This window comes from Mesorhizobium sp. M1163 (genome assembly GCF_040318415.1).
Taxonomy (GTDB): Bacteria; Pseudomonadota; Alphaproteobacteria; order Rhizobiales; family Rhizobiaceae; genus Mesorhizobium.
Window position 1 is genome coordinate 97,109 of the sequence record NZ_JAMYMF010000021.1, and the last position, 15,608, is coordinate 112,716.

Annotated in this window: 20 protein-coding genes and 2 pseudogenes; 5 read left to right on the plus strand and 17 right to left on the minus strand. The window is 61.6% G+C overall.

The genetic code is table 11. The features are described 5' to 3' along the window. Window positions 1-51 precede the first annotated feature (51 nt). From NKH43_RS20355 to NKH43_RS20420, 14 genes and pseudogenes are all read right to left on the minus strand, one after another. Window positions 52-396 (minus strand): hypothetical protein, encoded by a 345-nt coding sequence (locus tag NKH43_RS20355; protein ID WP_023722173.1) that lies wholly within the window; start codon window positions 394-396, stop codon window positions 52-54. A gap of 126 nt (window positions 397-522) precedes the next feature. Continuing rightward, complete coding sequence (locus tag NKH43_RS20360) at window positions 523-699, minus strand: hypothetical protein (protein WP_023722174.1); 177 nt, start codon at window positions 697-699, stop codon at window positions 523-525. A 193-nt stretch (window positions 700-892) separates the two neighbouring features. Beyond that, window positions 893-1,027 (minus strand): YHYH domain-containing protein, encoded by a 135-nt coding sequence (locus NKH43_RS20365; RefSeq protein ID WP_156948257.1) that lies wholly within the window; start codon window positions 1,025-1,027, stop codon window positions 893-895. Between the two features lie 125 nt (window positions 1,028-1,152). Then, window positions 1,153-1,380: a hypothetical protein gene (locus tag NKH43_RS20370; protein ID WP_023722175.1), complete on the minus strand. Its 228-nt coding sequence runs from the start codon at window positions 1,378-1,380 to the stop codon at window positions 1,153-1,155. Window positions 1,381-1,825: 445 nt separating this feature from the next. Further along, window positions 1,826-2,090 (minus strand): annotated as a pseudogene (locus tag NKH43_RS20375) (hypothetical protein); the annotation flags it as partial. Window positions 2,091-2,094: 4 nt separating this feature from the next. After that, window positions 2,095-2,376, minus strand: a complete 282-nt coding sequence (gene cutA, locus NKH43_RS20380) for a divalent-cation tolerance protein CutA (protein WP_023722176.1) — start codon at window positions 2,374-2,376, stop codon at window positions 2,095-2,097. A 75-nt stretch (window positions 2,377-2,451) separates the two neighbouring features. After that, window positions 2,452-3,401: pseudogene (locus tag NKH43_RS20385) on the minus strand (IS481 family transposase). A gap of 984 nt (window positions 3,402-4,385) precedes the next feature. Continuing rightward, window positions 4,386-4,595, minus strand: coding sequence for a hypothetical protein (locus tag NKH43_RS20390; protein ID WP_084643038.1), 210 nt, complete (start codon window positions 4,593-4,595; stop codon window positions 4,386-4,388). A gap of 271 nt (window positions 4,596-4,866) precedes the next feature. Continuing rightward, window positions 4,867-5,715: an NAD(+) synthase gene (nadE, locus tag NKH43_RS20395; protein WP_352859573.1), complete on the minus strand. Its 849-nt coding sequence runs from the start codon at window positions 5,713-5,715 to the stop codon at window positions 4,867-4,869. Window positions 5,716-5,735: 20 nt separating this feature from the next. Beyond that, entirely contained in the window at window positions 5,736-6,359 is a 624-nt protein-coding gene (locus NKH43_RS20400; protein ID WP_023722180.1) for a cysteine hydrolase family protein, read from the minus strand. Then, a complete protein-coding gene (locus NKH43_RS20405) occupies window positions 6,356-6,670 on the minus strand; it encodes a hypothetical protein (protein WP_352859574.1) in 315 nt (104 codons plus the stop codon). Before NKH43_RS20405 ends, NKH43_RS20400 begins: the two co-directional genes overlap by 4 nt. Continuing rightward, on the minus strand, window positions 6,667-6,897 hold the full coding sequence (locus NKH43_RS20410) for a hypothetical protein (RefSeq protein WP_023722182.1): 231 nt from the start codon (window positions 6,895-6,897) through the stop codon (window positions 6,667-6,669). Before NKH43_RS20410 ends, NKH43_RS20405 begins: the two co-directional genes overlap by 4 nt. A 16-nt stretch (window positions 6,898-6,913) precedes the next feature. Then, window positions 6,914-7,690: an exodeoxyribonuclease III gene (gene xth, locus NKH43_RS20415; RefSeq protein WP_352548623.1), complete on the minus strand. Its 777-nt coding sequence runs from the start codon at window positions 7,688-7,690 to the stop codon at window positions 6,914-6,916. 123 nt (window positions 7,691-7,813) lie between these two features. After that, window positions 7,814-7,996, minus strand: a complete 183-nt coding sequence (locus tag NKH43_RS20420) for a DUF3606 domain-containing protein (RefSeq protein WP_031195005.1) — start codon at window positions 7,994-7,996, stop codon at window positions 7,814-7,816. 363 nt (window positions 7,997-8,359) lie between these two features. Between NKH43_RS20420 and NKH43_RS20425 the strand changes: the two genes are divergently transcribed. Next, the gene (locus NKH43_RS20425) at window positions 8,360-8,875 is read left to right on the plus strand and encodes a hypothetical protein (protein ID WP_352859576.1); all 516 of its coding nucleotides are present in this window, start codon (window positions 8,360-8,362) and stop codon (window positions 8,873-8,875) included. A 364-nt stretch (window positions 8,876-9,239) separates the two neighbouring features. Here the strand turns inward: NKH43_RS20425 and NKH43_RS20430 are convergent, their stop codons facing one another. The 3 genes from NKH43_RS20430 to ligD all read right to left on the minus strand — a co-directional run bounded on the left by NKH43_RS20430 (window position 9,240) and on the right by ligD (window position 12,930). Then, window positions 9,240-9,407: a hypothetical protein gene (locus NKH43_RS20430; protein ID WP_352859578.1), complete on the minus strand. Its 168-nt coding sequence runs from the start codon at window positions 9,405-9,407 to the stop codon at window positions 9,240-9,242. A gap of 225 nt (window positions 9,408-9,632) precedes the next feature. Then, on the minus strand, window positions 9,633-10,517 hold the full coding sequence (locus NKH43_RS35350; RefSeq protein WP_352548626.1) for a hypothetical protein: 885 nt from the start codon (window positions 10,515-10,517) through the stop codon (window positions 9,633-9,635). A gap of 634 nt (window positions 10,518-11,151) precedes the next feature. Continuing rightward, the gene (gene ligD, locus NKH43_RS20440; protein WP_352859597.1) at window positions 11,152-12,930 is read right to left on the minus strand and encodes a DNA ligase D; all 1,779 of its coding nucleotides are present in this window, start codon (window positions 12,928-12,930) and stop codon (window positions 11,152-11,154) included. Window positions 12,931-13,087: 157 nt separating this feature from the next. Here ligD and NKH43_RS20445 point away from each other — a divergent pair, with 157 nt between their 5' ends. The 4 genes from NKH43_RS20445 (at window position 13,088) to NKH43_RS20460 (ending at window position 15,511) form a co-directional block, all read left to right on the plus strand. Then, window positions 13,088-13,330: a DUF982 domain-containing protein gene (locus NKH43_RS20445; RefSeq protein WP_352484268.1), complete on the plus strand. Its 243-nt coding sequence runs from the start codon at window positions 13,088-13,090 to the stop codon at window positions 13,328-13,330. A gap of 360 nt (window positions 13,331-13,690) precedes the next feature. Beyond that, window positions 13,691-13,933 carry a type II toxin-antitoxin system Phd/YefM family antitoxin gene (locus NKH43_RS20450; RefSeq protein ID WP_031195006.1) on the plus strand — a complete coding sequence of 81 codons (243 nt, stop codon included), beginning with the start codon at window positions 13,691-13,693 and terminating at the stop codon, window positions 13,931-13,933. Then, window positions 13,933-14,349, plus strand: a complete 417-nt coding sequence (locus NKH43_RS20455) for a type II toxin-antitoxin system VapC family toxin (RefSeq protein ID WP_352548630.1) — start codon at window positions 13,933-13,935, stop codon at window positions 14,347-14,349. Before NKH43_RS20450 ends, NKH43_RS20455 begins: the two co-directional genes overlap by 1 nt. Next, window positions 14,339-15,511, plus strand: a complete 1,173-nt coding sequence (locus tag NKH43_RS20460) for a tyrosine-type recombinase/integrase (protein ID WP_352859581.1) — start codon at window positions 14,339-14,341, stop codon at window positions 15,509-15,511. The genes NKH43_RS20455 and NKH43_RS20460 overlap by 11 nt, the downstream gene beginning before the upstream one ends. The last annotated feature ends 97 nt before the right edge of the window (window positions 15,512-15,608 follow it).

Genomic DNA, 15,608 nt, shown 5'->3' on the forward strand with positions numbered 1-15,608 from the left:
CTCGGCGCGCCGGCGTCGGTCGCTCTAGTCAGGGTGGAACTTTAGGGATTTCTAATAATTGCCTGTGACCATTAGGCACGCTCCCTCCACTGCCCGCTGCAGATCGGGCCGCAACCCGATCGGGCCCGCGCTCCCCGCCAGAGGCGCGGGCTTCTTGGTTGCCTCGCGCTTTGCTAGCGTGTGGTGAAAGCAGGCTTCGCTACTGAAGCGTGAACTGCGGGACGCGCAGTTGGCATCCTTCGGTCCGAGCGTGAACAGCCAGACCTTGCCTGCGACCTCCGCCGCAAGCGAGGTCGGGCTTGCAGCGCCCTGGGCCTGCGCAAGCGTCGGGAAACTCTCCAGCCGCCAGTCATTGGCCGTGTGAAGCATCTGCGCGGCGAGGACGACTTGCGGCACGCGTCGTTGCAGGATTTCAGGGACGAAGGAACTACGGAATGAGCACCCGCGGTACGAACTTCTTGCACAAAAGGCTGAGCACGGCCTGCCTGAGAGCCATCTGCCTGCACAAAAGGTAGCATTGTCTTAGCTCCAGATGAACGTGAGGAAGAAACCGGCAATAGCAATTGCCGAGATGACATTGGGCCACCATACGGCATCGTGGGCCGGTTTGGCTGGCTTGTACCTGTGCCCCGTGCGGGGCAGCAGGTCCGGATCGTAGCGCACGTGGCGCTTGGGGTCGTATTTGATTGGCCGTTTCATCGCGGGCCTTGACCACCAGCAAGCTTAAGAGGAGGCGCTGTGCTGGCTGATCAAAAACTTGCGCTCAAGGCAACGGAATAGCATCATTCGAACGAACACTGTTCGTCATGACGAGGAGGGAAGTGAATGCGGTCGGCGGCGCTTTCAAAGCTCTTCCGCAACAGATAGGCGGGTCATTCAGAGCGCCGCATAGTCAGTGGCAGTGGTAGTCGCCTGTCTTGTGGTTCTTGTGACAACCATTGCTGTCGGTGCCGCCGCTGTGTGCATAGGCGCTGGTCGCAAAAGCCAAGGTCAAAGCCGCCAATACGGCCAGAATTGCACATTTCATTTTAGCCCTCCCTCAATTAATCTGCACCAAAGTATCTTTGCAGGAGAGGTCCAAGCAACTTGCCGGAGGCGCGCTAGATCGGGGGCCGGCGCCAAGATCGAAGAGATCACGCCGAAGGTGAAGAGCTAGCCGGTCAGCTTAGTGAAGTCGTGGCGGCGCGCGCGAACATGTGCCAGCAAATTCGTTTCATTGACGACCCCGGATTGAAAGAGAGTCAGCGTCGTCGAGGCCAGAATCTGACCGTCTATCGAGGTGCTGTACCATTTAGCGTCGGCGGTTATTTGGTCGACCACCCGCTGGCAGATCGCCCGATCTTCAGGTCTCAGGAACTGGCTTTGCGGTGCTCGTAGCATCTCGACGCCTTTAAAAGGGGAGTTACTGTGCCTCCCACGCGACACCCATGCTGGTCGCAGACAATGGACCGTAAACGCATTCAGACGGAAAATTGCCATTCATTTGAGCGGTGCAAGCAAGGTCTTAGCGCTTCGCCCTAACGGGGACGGCCCAGCGGCTTGGTTGCGGGGGGACTGGCAGCTGGAGGCCGCTGGGCCTGACCAGCGAGCCTTCGGGGGTGCTCGCCTGGCTGGCGAATACATGCGCTCAAGCTAATAGAATCGAAACATGCGAACGACGTACGTGGTGGAAAATTCCGCTGTGTAGAAGCCATAAGGTGCCCCGGAATGGGTCAATGCGTCTGGCACCGCACTTGCAAGGTCAGGTATGGGGGAATGGGGTGGAGGCCCGTCGCTTCGCAAATGTAGCGGCGGGTCTTCTGCATAGAGGTCCCGTACCAGCCTGCGCGCTGCCGTCCGTCTCGCTTTCCTCATCGATCGCCCGGACCGGCAGATAGGCGTTGGTTTCCAGCACGATCTGAATGCGGTCGGATCTACTGATTTTCATTTCAGCCGCGATGGAGTTGAGAGCGTCCTCCGTTGCGGGCGCCGGAGACGTTTCTAAGCATTAATGCGGCGCGGCGCAGGATGACCTGCAGATCCGCGCGTGAGATGTCCGCGATGCGGTCGGCGGCGCTTTCAAGCTCTTCAGCGATAGATTGGCGGGGCATTCGACTAGCGCTGTTCAAGTTCGCTGACTCTAATCTCCAACGCTGCAATCTGCTGCGCCAACTCGCGGAGCAATTCCTGCTGACTATTATGGTTCTCGACCTCTCTGTCGTTAATGTAGTTGACACAGGCGGCCAAGCGCTCGCTGACGCCATTGAAATGGTCAGCTAAATCGCGCGCGATTCTGCTCGCACCTTGCATGCATGTGCTCTTGTCAAAGAGGCTGCTTCCTGCCGGAACTGCGGACAGAACCAGAATTGCCAAAGAGAATATCACCCGACTGCGCATCCCAAATCTCCCGCCTTCATTTCGCGCGAGACTTTCCCTTCCGAAAGAAAAACGCAAGCTCCGCCCGCCGGTGACCTAAGGGTTTAGTCCCGGCATTTGATGGAGAGGATCGAGCCTGAATCGTTTTGGCTCTTTTGTCCAGATTTTGCAGATGAATTCGTATGGTGTGAGTCCCTTCAGGGTCTTTAGCCTGCGTCCGAAGTTGTAGGCGCTGACGAAGTCTGCGAGATGGGCTTCGAGCTGCTGGTGACTGTCCTAGTGGAAGCGTCTGACGGTGGCTTCCTTGATGGTTCGGTTCATCCTTTCGACCTGTCCGTTGGTCCAGGGATGCTTCACCTTGGTCGTGCGATGCTCGATGCCGCTGTCCCGGCAGGTGCGCCCGAAGATGTGCTCCATGGCGGTGCGGTCCTGCTCACGGTTTTTGAACTGGATACCGTTGTCGGTGAGGATCGTGTGGATTTTGTAGGGAACCGCCGGGGTGAGATGGCGCAGGAACTCGGCCGCGATCATTTTTGTGGCCCGCTTGTGCAGCTCGACATAGGCGAACTTGCTGGTCCGATCGATGGCCACGAAGAGGTACAGCTTGCCTTCGGCCGTCTGCACCTCGGCGATGTCGACGTGGAAATAGCCGATCGGATAGGTCTTGAACTTGATCTTGGCCGGCTTGTCGCCTTCGACTTCCGGCAGGCGACTGATCCCATGTCGCTGCAGGCAGCGATGCAGGGATGAACGCGTCAGGGTCGGAATCGTTGGCTGCAGTGCGTAGAGGCAATCATCGAGCGGCAGCAAGGTGTGCCGCCGGAAGGCGACGATCATTGCCTCTTCCTCGATCGTAAGCACCGTCGAGGAGGGGTTCCTCGGCCCCGTCGGCACATCGGCGACCGACGTCCGCCCCTTCCACTTGATGACCGTCTTCTGGTTGATCCCGTAGCGCTTCGCCAGCGCTCTCAGGCTCTCTTGACTATTTTGATTGCTCGACGGACTGCCTCTGTCGTCGTGGCGCTGCCGTGAAGAACCTGGCCCATAGTGCCTCCTTCGATTCGGAAGAAAAGAATGCACCATCAAAGCTCGGGATCAAACACTTAGGCCACCTTAAAGGCGACCACCCGCTGCCGGCCCTCTCCCGGGCTTTCAAGGGGGTGAGGCATGGTCAGCATCGTAGCTATACGCCCACTCGCATTTCCGGCAATTCCCGCTTCTTGAAATGGCAAAAGGACTTCGCTCCTTTCGACAAACCTGTGCTTCGCTACAAAGTATCGCGCATAGGCGAAGCGCGTCATGGATCGCGGTGTGCACGTTGCGGCTAGCAGCAGCGTCGCCGACCCCATCAGGGCCAGCAGCTTCAAATGGCTGCATGAACAGGCACCCAACCAATGCGCCAGAACAACGAATTGCCTCTTTCAACGGGAGCCATCCACAGAACACATCGCCAGTGAGCACGCTATAGGTCGCGGTTGCCAACGGCCTTATGGCTCGCATTGGTTGATTGGACCAGACGCCAACAGGTTGCCGGACCCTTCAAGCGCCATGCCTGATCTGACCGAACCCGCAAGTGTCAGGATGCTGTGAGCCAATCGCGGAGAGTGGTGGCACTTGCCGTAAGCTTCCTCTTCTGAATGAAGAGTACACGCTGCTGACATGACCGGCGATGCAGTGTCAGAAACCCGCAAACTCGGCTGCCTTCCTTCTGAAGGCGGCCGGCGCCTCTGGGGGCGTGGGGTAAGAACGCTTGGCGGCGCCGGCCTGGCGGGTTGGGGTCCGCCACGTGAATAGTAGCGAGCTTGGCGTTTCAGGTAATTCCGCGATCGCGGAAGACGCGTCTACGCGTCCCCATTCGTTTTCGTCGATCTCCCGCCTTGGCAGCTAGGCGTTAGTTTCCAGCCACTCGCGCAGCACGATCGTAATGAGACCCGATCCGCCGATTTCCATTTCGGCCGCTATGCACTGCAAAGCGCCGCCCCCCGCAGGGGCGCGCTTGACGATAGCAGGACGAAGTGACTGGCGTTGATTCAATAACCGCGCGGTTTGGCCTTCGGCTCTGGCGAGCTTTCCGACGGGTTTGCAGCCAATTTTGCAGATCGCCGATCTTTTACCCACAGCGACTTTCTTCTTGCCAGTAAATCGTGGCGATCGCCTTCAGCGGTCGCTCGGCTATGCGTCGCAGCAATGGCATAGTCGGCTCTGTTGGTTCGATAGTCCTCTTCTTTTTGCACAGTCATCGTTTGCTCCCAGTTCGTGGCCCCTCTTTTGCCCTACCGGGGAAATTAACTGCCGGTGCATTCCGCGAGTCAATCGATTAAATAATGCACTCTGCAGTCGCGCCTACATCTCATTGTTTTCGATGATGCCGGCTAGCCGTCGGGCAGTTTGGGCGCGGGCGAAGGGGGACGTTTTGAGCCTCGCGCAGGCCCTACCATTCTCGCGTGGAATGGCTCTGGCTCGGCTTCGCGGTGGCTGCGGCGAGCACGTCGGCCGTGTATCGTGAGGCAGTTATTGGCGATGCGGCAATGGCGAATTAGTCATGGCAATGGCTGTGACCGGAAGCGCTCGCTTATGCGCTGTGCTGGAATGCACATGAAGTATGCGCGTGCGCGCCGCTTCGTCGATCTCTCGGCCTTCGAGGAAGTCGTCGATCTGATCGTACGAGACACCATATGCATCTTCGTCCGGCCGAAGCGGAACGAGGTTCTCCAGATCGGCGGTCGGGATCTTGTCAACAAGTTCACACGGAGCGCCCAGATGCGCTGCCAAAGCGCGAACCCTGCGCTTGTTCAACCCGGAAAGCGGAAGAATGTCGGCGGCACCATCGCCGAACTTGGTGAAGAAGCCCATCAATGCCTCAGCCGCATGGTCGGTGCCGATGACCAGCCCTCGGGTGGCGCCGGCGAGCGCGAACTGGGCGATCATGCGCTGACGCGCCTTAATGTTGCCAAGCAAGAAATCCTCGCGGCCGGCATCGCCGAGCTCGACACTGGCCAGCTTGATCGAATCCAGCATCGCGTCGGCAGCCGGCTTGATGTCGACCCGGTGCACTTCATCCGCTCCTATGGTGTCCAAAGCTCGCTGGGCGTCCTTCTCGTCCGCCTGAGTGCCGTACGGGAGACGAACCGCCACGAATCTTGCCTCGTATCCCGCCTTTCGCAGTTCCTCGACGGCCCGTTGAGCCAGAAGGGCCGCGGCGAGTGAATCCACTCCGCCGCTGATCCCCAGCACATACGCACTGAGGCCCGATGCACGAAGATAGGTGACGAGAAAGTCCACGCGCCGGCGCGCTTCCAGCGCGCCATCGAAACTCGGAGTGACGCCCAACCCGTCGATGATCATTTCCTGTTCCGTCATGCGCAGTGGTGCTCCTGATGTCACAACATTCCGTCCAGCCGCGCGGCCAGGAGGTCGGCGGTGGTCACCGTCTCGACCTGCATGCCGTAGCGGCTCTCATAGATCGCGAGCATGGCATCGTGGGTCGAGTCAGCTCCGGAACATACCGCATCAGCCACGATGACCACCCGGTAGCCGAGATCGATCGCCCCCATCACAGTGGCGAGCACGCAAACCTCCGTCTCCGCGCCTGACACGATGAGTGAATCAATGCCCGCAGACCGCAGGCGAGCATGCAGTGACCCGTGCCAAGCGGACATGACGGGTTTGTCCTCCAGCAAAGCGGGCGGCACGAACCGCGCCAGTTCCGGAACAAGATCAATCAGCTGAGGATCGAGCCGATCGCGGGTCATCGTCCCCCACTTGTGATAGTACCGCCGCCAGGCGCCGACTGCGTCGTCGGGAGATTGAGGGGGAATAAACCGGGTGAAGATCGTCCGCGCCGGATCAAGTTCGACGAGGGCGACGACATTGGGCAATACACGCTCCATCCACGGCGTGTGCCATTCAGTCGCCTCGGCAAACATCCGTTGCATGTCGACGCAGAGGTGAACCCAGCGCTCACGAAGCGGTCCAAACCGCAGGGCTTGGTCCAATTTCGTCAACGCCCGACCGCCTCCCTGACAATGCTCTGCGCCTCGGACTTGTCCTGATGACCCACGATCTTCGCTTCCTTGCCTTCGGCGACTTGGCAGCCGACGAAGTAGTCCTCGATATTCTTGAGCTTGTTCAGTGGCATGTAGGCGAACTCATATGGTGGATGATCCTGGTGCAGCAGGAGCGGTGCCGCCAGTAGGCGGTTGTTGCGTTTGGCGGTTCCCCGCTGGACACATCCGCCGCGATTCCTCCGAGGACGCGGCACCGCAGCAGTGAGCCCATCGGAAGATTGGGATCCGTAAGCAGCGACATTTTTCATTGGATCACCTTCGTCAGCTTGCGTCGAACCGAGAAGCCGAACGAAAAAGGCAACGCGAAACCCAAAGTGAGCAGTTTCTTGGCTCGCAACATTCTGGTCTCAGCATCGTGGGCGTTCTGCGTCCGGCCTTCTTGGGGCGTCTCAACCGCAAAGCTGTAGCCGCCGGCCGCGTAGAGAGAGATATTGTCGATTGACTCGTTCATTTCGGGATAATCCGGTTCGACCATCCGTGTTCCTCGTGGTTCAATTGAGTTCGATCCAGGCCGGCGCATGGTCGCTTGGCTTCTCCCACCCGCGAAGCTCGACATCCACGCCGGCATTACGCAGCCGGTCGGAAAGAGAGGGGCTCACCAGGAGATGGTCCATGCGCAGGCCGGAACTCCGATCGAAGCCGCCCCGGTAGGAGAAATTCCAATAGGTGTAGATGCCCTTCTCCGGATGGATGCGCCGGACGGCATCGATCCAGCCACCTTTGAGCATTTTGGCATAGGCCTGCCGGCTCCCCGGGAAATAGACCGCATCGCCCAGCCATCGCCTCGGCACCACGGCGTCGATTGGGGTTGGAACAACATTATAGTCGCCGCAGAGAACGCTTGGTGCCCCGTCGTCGAGCAAATGCTGGCCGTAGCTGATGAGACGATCGAACCAGCGCAGCTTGTAGTCGAACTTTGGGCCAGGCGCTGGATTGCCATTGGGCAGGTAGAGGCAGCCTACGACTATCCCATCTACCTCGGCCTCGATATAGCGGCTGTGGGTATCGTCTGGATCGCCCGGTAGGCCGCGTCGACGTTCCACCGGCTCGATTCGGCGAGCGAGGATTGCCACACCGTTATAGGATTTCTGGCCGTGCCAGATGGCGCCGTAACCCGCCTCTCTGATCGCATCGACAGGGAACTTGTCGTCCGACGTCTTCAATTCCTGCAGGCAAATGATGTCGTAGTCGGTTTCGCCCAACCACTTCAGGAGCACAGGCAGCCGGCCGTTGACGCCGTTCACATTGAAGGTGGCGATGCGGGTCATGTGCATGCCCCCTCATGAGATACTGGCGGCAACCGGCGCGCAGGGGGGCGTGGCCTATCCCGTTGCGCTGAACCCCCAGCTCTTGGTATCGCCAACTTCGCCGGCATCCTGTGCGGCCGAGGTTCACTTCTTGCCCAGCTCGTCTTCGACCTTCTTGCGACTGTTGCCGAGCGACTTCACTGCCGATTTGACGTCAGCTTTGCTGGCGCCGGTTTTGCCCGCCTCGTACTTCATTTCATGATCCTGCCCACCAGCGACCCTGGCACGGTCCTGATTGCGTCCACGTGTTGTTCCAGTGCTTGCCATTTCTTCCTCCGAGGATTGCCGTTCCAGTCCCAACAACGCAGCCGGACTCTTCCGGTTCAATCCTTCGACGCGCGGGCCATGGAACCGAATCCAGGCCGGGTTTGTTGAATCAGCCCATGTATTCGAGGCCCTCAGTCGACCAGGCGCTCACCGACGACGCCCCCGAGCTCGCCGCCAGCCTGCACGACTTGGCCGACCAGCTGCACCCCCTGCCCGCCAGCCTGAGCGACCGCATCGCGCGGCGCAGGCCACCGACCTCGGCCGGGTCGCCAGGGATACCTGGCGCGGCGCCGCCACCGGCGACGCGACAATCCCCGCTGCCTGGCTGGCGCCCTGGTCACCGATGCATCCGGCATCGGCGACGTGCGCGACCTGATCCACGAAGGCTGCGCCTATGTCGACGGCGCTGCCTATGACCCGGTCATCCTCGGCCTCGCCGCCGTCGGGCTCACCATCGCGGTCGTCACGGTGACCATCCTCGGCGCCACCACGCCGGCACGCGTCGGGGCCACGGTTCTCAAGGCCGCCAGCAAGGGCGGCCGGCTGTCGAAGCCGCTGCGTGGCGAATTGGTGCGGCTCGCCGGCGACGCCGTCGATGGCGAGGCGCTGCGCGCCACGGTGACTCTCGCCACGGCCGGCGATCTCGCCGCCGCCTGCGCCACGCTTGGGGGCGTGCTGCGCCCTGCCCCGTTGGCCACCCTGCGCACAGCCGCCGCCGACCTCCTCGGCATCGTCGCCAAGGCGCAAGGCTACCGCGCCACGGCGGATGTTCTGAAGCTGTGGACATCCGCGGCGGACATGGGCCGGTTCACGCGCCTGTCGGCGCGGTTCGGCAGGGGTTCCGGGGCCTCCTCGCCGTGCTCGGCGCCTCGGCGCTGACGCTCGCCGGCCTGACCGTCACGCTCACCAGTTAGCTGGCAGGCCTCGGCCGTGCTGTGGGCCCTGCTCTACTTCAGCTGGCGGCTCCTGCGCCGGCTGGGGCGGTGAGCTACCCCGTGGGGGCTGTCTGCCTGGCTGTCTGCCCCCACACCCCCGAGGATATTGTAGGACGGTTAGGATCCTGTTTTCGGAGGTGTCATGGCGCGGAGACGGGCTGGCAGGCGGGCGATCAGCTCGCCGATCGGCACGCCCGGCCGAGGGTCGCTAAGACTGGCACGCTGCATGGCCTCAAGGACGGGTGTGGGTCTCCGCATCGTCGACGCTCGAGCCGCCTTCAGCGGCCGGCACCTGACCAGGCGCGCTGTCAGTCGGCTTCGCCGGCATGGAACAGGGCTGCACCAGGCATACCCCAAGCCACTGCCCAGCCTGGCGCGACGCGTGACCGCCCGCCGCCCCTCGCGCTCGGCGGGTTTGTCATTTCCGCCGCGGTGCCCTTTTCCGCCTTGTAAGGGCGGTATCCAGCGACGAACATTTTCTCCACGCTGCTAAGAAGCGATATGACAATTCTTGCGGTTAACTTCCAAGCGATACCCGCCCCCCCTCTCTGATCTGGGAATCACTTTACCAAATCAATGCGTTTCCACACAGGCTGGACCCAAGGCGGTCGCCATCAGTCAGCAGTAGACCTGCCCAAGCTCCGCCCGACCGAAGAATCCGTGTGTTGCGGCCGCCTTAACGCCGGATGTGAGCGCCGCATCTACCGCTCGCGACTTCGCCTACTACGCTCACTGCCGCGGGCTTTTCGACGGGCAACTCTAAGTTCGGCGAGCGTTGGCCTCCACCAGCCTCTGAAGCGTTCGGTCGGCCCGGCGGATAGCCGAGCGGGCCATGTGCTCACAAGTTCGGCCAGCGTAGCCGAACGCCACCTGCCCCAAACGAAGTCGCCGTTCGCAGGCATTGCGCGGGGGTAGAAGGCGGCTACGTCGGATAGCTCAACCAGTTCACCGGAAATTTCAGTGAAGACGACAATCCCGTACTGCTCGGTTGCGACAGCGCGGCCCAGAGTAGGTAGATCTTGAGCTGGCAGCGGATAGCGATGGCGCCGGCGTTCAGCAGCCCGCTTTTGTGCGGCTTTATATGCTTCGGTGTTCCTGGCGGCTGCTCGTCGCCGTTTCCTCTCCTCCGGTTCGGCATGCTGCGCAGCTTTTTCGATGCTTGGCCATCGGCGCCGTAGCTCTTCATATGAGCGGAACGGAACTCTCCAAGCCCGCAACTCATCGTCCCAACTCGCCCACGGAACAGCGCGCAATTCTTCAAGCACGGTCCTCGAATAGGAGGTGCGAATGCGGAGGTCGTCCGCGATCTCCAGATACTGGCTCGATATTGGGTCGAAGGCGAAGGCATCGCGTCCCTTGCTATCGTCATGGGGCGCCCGTAGCGCTGCCTCTTGCGCCAGCCAGCGGTCGATCCGCCGGGCCGCCGTCTTGCCGGGTACGAACCAGCTGCTGCGCTCGTCGCTCCATCTGGCACGCGGAAAGGTTTGCTGAAACCGCTCGATCGCCATTCGATCGAACGAAAAGCGGGCCTCGGCACCACGTGCATCCTTTTTCTGCGGCGCGGGACGAGCGTTGGATTCCGTCATTGTGCATCAACCGAGTTCGCTGCACGGAACGCAGCGCCGGCCCTAAAAGTTCACCAGCCTGACGGACTCCGCGGAATATGGCGCCTGAAGTGATCCCCGATGCTCGAGACCGGCGAAGTGAATCTTTTCCCACGCTCGGCGGTTAGGGAGAGCCGAGAGGATGACCAATGTCTAAACCAGATGGGAGAGCGGCTTGCGGCCGTGCGGCCGATAAAAGCTCGTTCGTGGCAACCGTGGTGCCGAGACGTTGGCTAGGCGGACGCAGTCACCTTTCCGGAGAGCCGGCAAGCCTACGCCGAAATGCTGGGTAACGGCTGGATTGATGCCGTCCGCCGCATCCCTCCACAGAAAGGCATCTACACGTATTGGAACTTCTCCTACCGGGGCGGTTATGATCGGAGTTCCGGCCTCCGGATGGATCATCTCCTCGTGAGCCCATCACTTTCGAACAGGTTACGTGATGCCGGCGTGGACGCTGATTTGCGAGGTTGGCAAAAGCCGAGTGATCATGCGCTCGCCTGGATAGAGCTCGACCTCTGCGGCAAATAGTTGAGTGATCCATTGTTCGGCTAGGCGTCTTCGCCGACTGCTGACAAAAATCCCTGCCGGGAATTTCGTTTCCTGCCCTTGATCCTCACGCTGCCTTTCTGACGGCCGCCCTGAACGGACGGTCGATGGTGAAGGCATCTGGACGGATGGCTGCCTCAACCTGGCTCCAGGTCACGGGATGAGCGATTGGGAAGCCAGGTCGCGCTCGTGGGGAGAAGGCGCCGACCGCCGTGTTGCCGCGCCCATTGCGGAGGTAATCAATGAAGATGCGGCCCTTTCGGGCTGCCGGTGCGGCGGAGAGCAGATAGCGATCAGGATGAGCTTCAGCGAGGCGCTTGGCGAACGACCGGGCAAGGAGCCGGGCATTGTCGTGCGGGATCTTCGTCGCAAGTGGGGCCATCAGGTGAATTCCCTTGCCGCCCGTCACCTTCGGCCAGCTCTCTAGGCCTTCTGCTCCCATGATGTCGCGGAGCGCTAGCGCGGTCCGGATGACCTCATCCCACTCGACCCCCTCACCCGGGTCGAGGTCCAGAACGATGCGGTCGGCATGCTCGATGTCATCAACGGTGGCATTCCAAGGATGCAGCTCTACAGCATCCATCTCGACCAGCCCTAGCAGGCCGGCAAGGTCGTCCATCCACACGCGCACACCTTCGCCACCCTCGCGCTTCTGAACGCGCAACTGATGCACTGCTGGCGGGATCTTCGGCAGCGCGCCCTTGTGGTAAAAGGTTGCGCCGAGAGCATGGCGGACCAGCTTCAGCGGTCGGTGGCCGAGATGGACGAGTGCGTGATCGGCAACCCTCTGCCAATAGCGCGCAAGCTCTTCTTTGGACGGCGAGACCGCCTCGGGCAGCAGTTGCAGGATGTTCTCGCTGGGAACGCCATATTCCCGGGCTGGCCCACGTCGCTTTGATGGCGCAGGAGGCTTGGCCGGGATCGCCACGAGGTCTTCTCGCAGACCCTTGAACACGGCTTCACGCAGCACGCCGCGATCTGTTACGCCACTGAATTGCACCTCGGCCAGCACGTCCGGTCTGACCCATGTCGCCTTCGGTTTCACGATCGGCTCTGACAGAGGTGATTTGTTGATGATCAGCGGGTCAAGCCGCTCTCGAACCAGTCGCGCAGCGCTCAAGGTGTAGCCGCTGCGAGCCTTGCCGGCATAGAGCAGTCGGTCGCCCTCGCGGCGGCCTATGTAAAGCGATGCGATACGGCGCGGGTGAGCGCCGAGCTTTTCCACGAAAGCGACAATGGGGAAGGTGTCGCTCTTGATGCACTTCACTTTGAGCCAACTCGTCTGGACGCCCGAGCGGTACGTGGCATCGGTGCGCTTGGAGACAATCCCCTCCAAGCCCATTCGGCAGGCATGTTCAAACACGTCCGTGCCGCTCACCTCCAGATGCTCGGCATAGGTCAGTGTCGGCGCTGAGTTCTTAAGCAGCTTCTCTAGGGCTGCCTTGCGCCTCACCAGCGGCTGCTGTCGTAGATCGCGCCCGTTGAGGTGCAGCAGGTCGAACGCGTAGAAGATGAGCCTCGCCGAGTCTGGATTGCCCAACTCCCGTTCCAAGGCTTGGTAATCCGGCAGGCCGCTGTCGCCGAGAACGACAGCCTCCCCGTCGATGATCGCCGCCTTCACCGGCAGACCCGCCGCTGTTTGAACAATTCGTCGGTATCGATGCGACCAGTCGTAGCCACGACGCGTGAAGGCCCGCGCTTTACCGCCCTCAATGATCAGCTCGGTGCGGTAGCCGTCGTATTTGATCTCGTGAAGCCATTCGCCGCCCTCGGGCGCATTCTCGACCAGCGTGGGCGACTGGAACTCAATGAAAGCGAGCTGGCCATCCCCAGCTTTGGAACTCATGGCATACTCCTGACCTTCCACCCAAACCTTGCGGCCAGTGAATAGGTTCCGCAACAGGGCTGGCCGGAGGAGTAAGGCCCCGAGCCGGTTTACCCGATCCTTGCTCGAACCGGGCGTGGTTGAGGGAACTCTTAGTTAAGCCGTCGCTTATGTACGAATGTCGCTCCATTGGTTCTCTCCGCCGGTCTCCGTAAGGACCACCCGTCCTGGCATTGCTTATCAGTGCAACAACGTCGAGGGAGCCGCCGAGCAACTGTTGCAGTGGACCAAGCGTGGCCCCAAGTGGCACAGCGCAGTGCAGCTCTGCATGGATGCCATGATCGATCAGGTGAAACCCGAAGTGGTCCGCAGGGCGTTTCTCGAAGCGGCCAAGGAAGAGGGAAACCTAGTGCCTCCTTAGCATCTGCGACCGAAAGCCCTACTCTTGGTCGGGCACGAACCTAACAAAGGGCATCGTCGGCTCTGCAGCGAGGCGGCGGTCGTAGAACTGGCAAGCGAAACCATTGACTTGCCGACTACCGCTGCGCCTTCAGCGATAGTCAAGCTATCCGGCATCTAAGCTGACTTGCAGGGGATTTTCTCCGGCCTTCTCACTATCGATAATTACCTCTTATCGATAGCGATCAGACCAAGGCTTGACCAATCTGCGGAATCGGCGCTATCGTGGTGCAGAACCGTGTTTGTCGTGCATGGCTGGGTTCAGCGCGACGCGAGTCGCATAGCGCGCTACAGCACAGCAAGCTCCTACGAGGACAAAACAATGACCATCACGGTGAAAATTGGCGAGGCCAAAACCCACCTTTCGGAACTGCTCGCTAAGGTCGAGGCCGGTGAGGAGGTGATCATTTCGCGCGGCAACGATCCCATTGCCAAGCTGTCCCGCCTTCCCCAAAACCAGGATCTGGGCGCCTTGATCGAAGAGGTCCGCGCCGCGCGGGCCCACGCAAAACCTGTCACCACCGAGGAAATTCTGGCCTGGAAGCATGAAGGCCACCGTTACTGATGCGTCTCGTCCTGGACGCGTCCATAGCCGCGGCCTGGCTGCTGCCGGAGGAGCACAGCGCGGTCGCCGAGACCCTGGTCGCCGGCCTGACAGGGCGATCGCCGGTGCCGTCGCTGTTCTGGCACGAGGCGCGCAGTGTCGTGCTGATGGCCGAGCGGCGTAGCCGCATCGCCGCAGGCGAAGCGGCCACCGCCATGGCACGGCTGCGCCGATTGCCGCTGGAGGACGCCGGCGGCGGGTCGGACGGCGCGGTGCTGGCGCTAGCGGCCGCGCACGGTCTCAGTGCCTATGACGCCGCCTACCTTGCGCTGGCCATCGAAACCGAGTTGCCGCTGGCGACCCTCGATCGCAAGCTCGCCGTTGCCGCGCGCGGCAAGGGAGTCCGCATTTTCGGACCGCTCGCCAATGGCAACTGACCTCGTCGCTCGGCCACCTGGCAATGGTGTTCGACGCGCCGAGGCGCTCGACGCATTGGATTCGGTGCTGCCCTTCGACCGGCGCGATCTTTTGGCCGAAATCCTGACCGACGACGATGTCGCAACGCTGCGCCACCTGGCCAAAGAAGGCATCGGCGCAAACTCTCTCCGCGCGCTGGCCTCCGACCTTGGCTATCTCGAGGCATGGTCTTTTGCCGCCACCGGTTCTCCGCTGCCCTGGCCGGCGCCGGAAACGCTTTTGATCAAATTCGTCGCCCACCACCTGTGGGATTCTTCCCGGCGCGAGAGTGATCCGACCCATGGCATGCCGGCTGACATAGCGGCGTCGCTGGTAGCCCAGGGCCTGTTACGGGTGACAAAAAGACCGCATGCGCCGTCCACCGTGCGCCGGCGCCTGTCGAGCTGGTCCACCTTGACCAGATGGCGCGGACTTGTCGGAAACTTCAACGCGCCGGGGCTGCAGAGCGCCATCAGACTGGCGGTGCGCGCCGGCGCCCGGCCGCGGAACTGCAAGAGCAAGAAAGCGGTGACCGCTGACATTTTGACCGCCCTCTTGAAGGCCTGCGCCGGCGACCGCCTCGTCGACATGCGCGATCGCGCGCTGCTCATCACCGCCTTCGCCTCGGGCGGTCGCCGCCGCAGCGAGGTTTCTGACCTCCGCGTCGAACAGCTCATCGAAGAAGAGCCGGTGCCCGCGGATCCCAAGGATTCAGAGGGGCAAAAAATTCCCTGCCTAAAAATCCGGCTCGGCCGGACCAAGACGACACAGGCCGATGGCGACGCTTTCGTGCTCCTCGTCGGCCGGCCGGTGACGGTGCTGCGAGCGTGGCTCGAGCGCGCCGGCGTCACTGAAGGCGCCGTGTTTCGCGGCATCGACCGCTGGGGCAATCTCGAAGCGCGCGCCCTGACGCCGCAGGCCGTCAATCTGATCCTGAAGCGCCGCATCGCCGAGGCCGGGTTCGATCCGCAAGCCTTCTCCGCCCACGGCCTGCGCTCCGGTTATCTCACCGAAACCGCACGCCGCGGCATTCCGTTGCCCGAAGCCATGCAGCAGTCGCAGCATCGCTCTGTGCAGCAGGCCTCGAACTACTACAATGACGCGGAACGCACGCTCGGGCGGACGGCGCGGATAATCGTCTGAGTCGCAGATCGATCCGACCCTTGCGGCGCGCCCAGAATCTCAAGAGTCGCCGCCGGCGATAGCCTGCCAAGACTGTGACTGTCACCCACGCTTGCCC